At 58.2% G+C, this 6,431-nt stretch carries 4 protein-coding genes and 1 pseudogene; 1 reads left to right on the top strand and 4 read right to left on the bottom strand.

Going from position 1 to position 6,431, the window contains the following annotated elements:
* Positions 1-1,207: 1,207 nt before the first annotated feature.
* Positions 1,208-1,888 (bottom strand): 7-carboxy-7-deazaguanine synthase QueE, encoded by a 681-nt coding sequence (queE, locus tag AB3X89_RS38545; RefSeq protein ID WP_368587858.1) that lies wholly within the window; start codon positions 1,886-1,888, stop codon positions 1,208-1,210.
* A 2-nt stretch (positions 1,889-1,890) separates the two neighbouring features.
* Entirely contained in the window at positions 1,891-2,307 is a 417-nt protein-coding gene (locus tag AB3X89_RS38540; RefSeq protein WP_368587857.1) for a 6-pyruvoyl tetrahydropterin synthase family protein, read from the bottom strand.
* 816 nt (positions 2,308-3,123) lie between these two features.
* Between AB3X89_RS38540 and AB3X89_RS38535 the strand changes: the two are divergent.
* A pseudogene (locus tag AB3X89_RS38535) lies at positions 3,124-3,327 on the top strand (transposase domain-containing protein); the annotation flags it as partial.
* A gap of 537 nt (positions 3,328-3,864) precedes the next feature.
* On the opposite strand, the gene AB3X89_RS38530 reads toward AB3X89_RS38535, so the two are convergent.
* Complete coding sequence (locus AB3X89_RS38530) at positions 3,865-4,830, bottom strand: M64 family metallopeptidase (RefSeq protein WP_368587856.1); 966 nt, start codon at positions 4,828-4,830, stop codon at positions 3,865-3,867.
* Positions 4,827-5,285: a hypothetical protein gene (locus tag AB3X89_RS38525; RefSeq protein ID WP_368587855.1), complete on the bottom strand. Its 459-nt coding sequence runs from the start codon at positions 5,283-5,285 to the stop codon at positions 4,827-4,829. Before AB3X89_RS38525 ends, AB3X89_RS38530 begins: the two co-directional genes overlap by 4 nt.
* Positions 5,286-6,431 lie beyond the last annotated feature (1,146 nt).

Raw genomic sequence — 6,431 nt, 5'->3', positions numbered from 1 at the left:
AAAACAGACTCTCGGTGAATGTGTCGGCGCCGCGCATAATCTCCATCGGGTTGTTGGGCTCCTTCTATCAACGCTTCACGAACGCAGCGCGATGACGCGTTTCAGCGGTACTTCCGCAGGCTGCTAATACGCTGTAACCTCAGATCGCAATTTCGTTTCAGGGTTTCGTGGTAGCTCGCCTGCATTTGCAGGGCGAGCGTGAGAGTTGCAGCGCACAGATTGAGCGATGTAATGGGTTGTACTGTCATGGCGGATTCTTAAATGTGAAGACGCGGCCGACGCCTATGGGTCTTGACGAACGTTTGCCACGAACGGTGCATTTAGTATAGCCGTATCCGTCAAAAGCGCGCTTAACATGTGTCAATCAGGGGCGAGATACCGTTGGCGCCTCGAGACAATGCCGCACTGTGAAGCAGCTTGGGGACGCCTGTTCAAGCTCAAGGTGCTTAAATCTGGCCTAATCGGGTTGTTTCCTGCTGGAGTCTGCTGGGACGGTGCGAGCCGTCGGCCAATGCGGCGGCGCCAGACTGCGCAGAACGCGGCCGCCCCCGAGAGCGTTACGCAAGATCCCGCGCGCCGCTGTTCAAGGGGGGGCAATGCAACGCTAGCTCCAAACGTCGAGCATGATGTCCAACCCTCGTAAGGCACAAGCTCAACCAGCCAGACGCTGGTTTTCGTACCGCTTCGCGAATTGCTAGCGCCTTGGACGTCCTTAAAGCGGGCGCGAGTGTAGCGACCGGTGATCTGAACTTATTGGCGGAGTGCCGCACGAACATCATCCATAGTCTTCTGCGCCGGCTGACGCGTTCAGAATCGCTTGCCGTTGCTCGGCTGAACATGATCGCGGAAGCGAGCTTGTCGCTGGCCTTTGCGCTTGTCATTTCACCGCATGCTGCCCGCCGCGCGAGTAAGGCATGCAGTGGCCCGACAGCGCGCGAACCGTTCGCACGCGCACTTTTGGGCGGCCTGCTCGACGCCTTGCCGATGCACGTCGACACCTACCTCGACGCGGTACGGTGTAAGCGCACTTCAGCTCAAAGTTCCGCCATGACTCATGCCATTCCACACGGGCGCGTTCGCGATGCCCGGACATGGCGGAATGCCCTGACGAGGTTCCGGCTAGCTCTACGCAACTGATGACGCCTTATATTTTTCTTGATCAACTGGGAGGACCTTCACCTCGCGTTGCCAGACCAAGATGGAGATGCTATCTGATGTTGATGAGTTTATGTATCTGCAACGATACGCGCCAGCCGTAGCGTTGCGCGGCCCGAATGCAGATATCCGTGGCGCGAGACGACAGGCTCAGCGGCTGCAACCAGATCGGTATGTCTCGCGCTTGGTGGAGCGGGTCAAGTTTCTCGAGCACCATGCCAACGTCGCGCTGCTTGCCGATCGCGCATTTGAGCTCGTTGGCTCGCCACAGTGCTTCATCTAGCACCGTGCGGCCACCGGGCATGGCGTACTTGGGGCTGACGGTGACGAAAGTGCTTGGCGTCACGAGCGGTATGTAAGTGCCGGAGGTTTCGACCTGGACCCGGTGATGCCACGCTTCGAGCTTCGTGATCAGCGGGCGCAGATCGTAGATGCACGGTTCGCCGCCCGTGATGACCACGTGCTCAGCATCTGACGCCCGCACTATATCGGCTAACGTCTGTACGCCGTACCACGCATAGCTGTCGCACGGTGACGCTTCTTTCAGACGCATCGCGCCCACGCTGATCGCGCGCTCCGGGACCATTTCCCACGTATGCTTGCTGTCGCACCACGGACAACCGACTGGACACCCCTGCAGGCGGATGAACACCGACGGTGTGCCGGTGAAGCTGGCTTCGCCCTGCAACGATTCAAAAATCTCGTTGACGGGATAGATGTCAACGGGCGGCACAGTTAGCGCCGGTACGTCACAGTGCATTTGCGCGTCTCCTCGATTCGCACTTCGACCAACCGGACGCTGGTTCCCTGCAAGATATCAGGGCCGAGCTCGGTTACCAGCCACTGCGCCACGTTTTCAGCGGTCGGATTGAAGGGCACGCCGACCACCGACGGATCGAGGTCGCGCAAGCCGACATAGAACGGATCTTCGATCCACAGCAACATGCGGTGATCCCAGTGATCCTCGAGCCAATTGCAAAGCAGTGTCTTGATCGCCCCGAAGTCGATGACGCGCCCGAGATCGTCGAGTGAGGAAGCTTCGCAATCAAAATGAACGCGGTAGTTGTGCCCATGCAGGTTCTTGCACTTGCCTTCATGTCCCACTAGGCGGTGACCGCATGAGATGTCGTGGTAACGCTCGGCGTGTAGCATTGTCATAACCCTTGTCCTCGTGCAATGGGCAGAAAGTCTTCCGATGCGGCGTCGCGATCGCGAGGAGCCACGCATCGCAATGATGGTCTGACATTAGCCGGTCGTAGACGTGCGTCGTGTAGGTGCGGAAGCGCAGATGAGCTGCTTCCTAGGCAGGCAGCGTGTTGTGCATTTTCGGCTTAGGTACACCAGTCAGTAGCGCGAAGGGATAGGGCACCAAGCCTTCGTTCGTCGCGGGCAGATGTAACAAGTCATCAGCGGCGCTCGAACGTCAGGTCTACCAGCCGGTGGCCAATGATGCCGTCCATGGCGGCATGTTCGGTATATGGTCGAAGCCGACAAGAGAACCTCATTGTGTTTGCGCGCGCTGGGAAGCGCTACGCGGTGCCAGTCGTGCACAAACGGGAAAACGCACCAAGCTAAGGTCTTATATAGTACTTCATGGTCCACATGGAATTTTCTGGTTGCAATTGGCCTACGCTTTTTTCTATTGTGGCAGGCGCAATCACATACGCCTTGATGAACGTCAACCTGCGCGTCCGACGCTGTATTACTTCCGGCAAATGGGACTCCGGGCGCCGGCATTCGTGCCGGTTCCATTCGACATGAAGAACGTGCGTCAGGCTGAGATGCGCATCCAGCATCCACGCCGACACGACCCTCACTACGCCTAGGCTGGCCTCAACGTGCACCACGCGACCGCCGCTCCGCTCTTCGACGTCTCGTACCTTGACGCGACGCCCATACAGGGGATGTCAACGGTAATGGACTTCAACTTCTTGCCCGATATGGGCAGAATGATCGCGAACTTGCTATCGGCGTAACTGGTTGTTCGCCGGCTCGCTGCGAGCGGGCCAACGCGCTGCCGCCATCATGGGCCTGTTGCGCTCACCACAACTCAATGGGCACGAGCCGCACGCCTATCTGAAAGATGTCCTCACGTGACTGCCGACCCACAAGGCCAGCGATATCGCGGCATTACTACCGCATCGCTGGCGACCGACCGCGACCAGCCACTAGTTAATCCGTCAAGGCGGCTTGGCTAGCCGCTTACGAATGCTCGCATCCGACCTGGTGATTCCCTGATCGCATCGGATCGACGGACGATCAGCGCCTTATGCACGTAACCATTGCTGGCGAAGTGGCGGTCCAGACTGGGTGAATTTTAGCTCGATCAACAATAGGCGAAGATGCCGCTCTATTGGCCCCTGACGTGCCCGATGGCGTAGTAATTGTAGCGCCGATGCTTATCGACCGTCCGGGGCCTGTCGAGGTTGCCTGCGCGACCGAGTCGAGGCCATAGCGTGGGATTGCTGCCAAAGCTGGCGTCACTCGCATGAGTGACGCCGATTCCTCTGATGGTCAGCATTGCCGGCCGCGCTCCAACCGGTGTTGGGGCTGACGTTCATGATCGACGGCAGTCTCGCTATGATGTAGCTGAACTAGGCCGCAATCGCGCCCGCTTTGCTGCCTGCGCCCGAAGGGCTAAGCGTGCTGATCCGTGGGCCGGACTCGATAACGACGTTCGCTACTACCGACGCCGCGCGCGGACCGCAGTCAGGCCGATGAATCCGCTGTGGTTGCATCAACGTTCGCGCCACCGGGGTTGCCAGAAGTTGGGGTGAAGTGGCTCGTGACAGGCGGCAGCGGCAGGAATGGCTTAAGCGTGTTCCTGATGACTTCCAGGCAGACCGCGCAGAACGGTTTCCCGAGCGTACGCATTTGGCAGTTGTATTGTGGACGATACAATCCGCAATGGAAATACCCTGCGCCTGTGAATGCACCAACCGTAGCGGCCGGGGCAGGCGATGCTTGGGTATCGCATTGCGTACAATTAGCGTTGACGGTGGTCGGTAGCGCAGTGGCCGCAGCGATCAGTGCGCCCCATTTGATCGTCGCGCGGTCGGTGTTGGCGGTTATGTTGGGTTGTGCCGGCTCGGTTCCCGTATAGGTGTCGTGGCCAGTTTCACCGCTTGAACAACCGGCGTACGTCGAATATTCGTCGGCGAGGCCGAATGCCGTGTGCCCCATTTCGTGGATACCAATTTGCTCTGCGCCGTCTGCTTTCGAAAACACCGCGACCGGCCCGCCGGAACCGCCGTAGATGGTGCTGTTGACGATCACTACCGTCATGTTCGTCTGTGGCACCTGCGTGCGCGCGACGTTCAACGCTGTAGCGGCGTCGACGCTGAGCAGCCGCCGTATTTGCCCACCTTCGCAAAACGTCGCGTCGAAATAGGTGCGCGCCGTCGCGCCGGTACCGTTGCACAAGCCCGCGGGGTCGTCAGCGCCGCTGTCGGTCGAGGAAACCTCGACGCGGTGTACGTTGACGGCCGACCACATCTCGTTGAACGGCGCGGTACCGGCGACAGCGTTTGCGAAGTTCCACGCGTCGGTCGCATAGGTCGCCAGTTCGGCCCTCTGGTAGCCGTCGCCAAGGATCACAAGATTCCAACGCGATACATCAGGACCGTGGTCGATGATCTTGCTGACGCCGATGACGGCGCCATCTGCGGTAGTCATTTCAGGATGTCATCCAAACTGAATCGGGCGATTTCGCGCGCCGCACCCGTGCCAACCCGCGGGCCACCGCTGCGCGCTCGTTCGGCGCGGATCGTGCCGAATGGTGCGACCGGCGGGTGCTCTGTCGCCAACAGAACCAGTGTCGCCGCTTCCCAATAGGCCGGTACAAGAATTTCGAAAACGCCGCGCCGCAGAGCTGTAACGTGCGTTGGGGTCGCGCCGGGCGCATGCGCTTCGCGATACCGCGGCATTGGATCATGCTGGATCCGTCGGTATAACGGCCGGCCGTGGGGGTCGCGCAATTCGAACCAGAACCCCGCCTTGCCTTCGGAGCTGCACAGCTCATGCGAGGGTGGCAGGGTCATTTCGACCAGATGCTTTGAGGCGAGCGATAGCGCGTCGCCGTCGTAGGCAAAGATCAGGCGCAGGGTGCGGCGGTACGGTGGACTAGGCATCGGCGAACATCGCAATCCGGCAGTGGTGCCACAATTTTCGAGAATGCATCGAGCTGATCGACCAGCGCGGACGTTGCGGTTGTGCCCGGCGACCTCAATCTGCTGCTGCTCGCTTGCGCCGGCGGGTCGACTGTACACCAAGGCCGACGTCCTCAAACGTCCATCGCTGCAATATTCCCAACACGTAGCTTGGCCGCATGTACTGCTCACCGATGACTGCCGCTGGCAGCGGTAGCATCATTTGGTTCTCGCATCTTGTTGCATAACGGGGATGTCGACAGCGAAGCCTCGTCGGGCTCATTGCGGCCAGCAAAACTAAGCCGCCGCTATGGCCACAACTACCCTCAGTAACGCGTGTCCGCATCCTTTACATCGATTATTCCAACGGAAAATAGCTGACTGGTCGCCGGTGCAGGAACAGCAATCGCAAGGTCGTTGTTCAGCTCAATTGCAATAGAGTGTGTGACCTTTCGAGCATGTCGCCAAAAGGGCCAACATGAGAACGATCCAGCTCGTCTGCGCATCCCTCTGCTGCCAAGGAGATGATAACGCCATTCGGACGCGCGATATCACTCGATATTGTTTAAGTGTGCATAAGGAAGGTTGATGGAGCCTTTGCGAGTATCGGCGTTTCTTATTGCTGCGAGTATTGATTTCTGATCAATGTCAATCTGATTCAAATTCATAAGTGACAGCCGCACCATAATGCACCATTCTAGCTGGCCGGACGATGAAGAATCGATACATTTGTTGAACATAGACAATTTGTTGAACATAGACATGATGACAAAAACATTAAAAAAGATTCGCGTTTTAGGGGCTCTTTTGATTGCGGTCGCGCTGAATGGTTGCGGTGGCTCGGACGGCGGTTCAGTCACCGACCCGACTCACGCGTCAGTTGGTTCCAGCGTGGATGATGAACTAACGCCATACTATGTCCAGTCAATAACTTGGCATACCTGCGGATCTGACAATTTTCAAATTGTGAACAAAGACCTGCTGGGTCCGCTATCGACTAGCAGGATGCGGAAATACCCCCGCCCGGAATCGACGTTCCACGATTTGAGCGCCCACCGTCGCTAAATCTTTCGCATTGTGCAATTTCAACGCGCATCAACCTTTTTAAAGCACTGTGAGGCCGACTTC

Origin of the sequence: Paraburkholderia sp. BR14320, assembly GCF_040948665.1 — a bacterium.
Lineage (GTDB): Bacteria > Pseudomonadota > Gammaproteobacteria > Burkholderiales > Burkholderiaceae > Paraburkholderia > Paraburkholderia youngii.
Note: the sequence above shows the minus strand (reverse complement) of the source record. Positions and strands in the feature narration are given on the sequence as shown.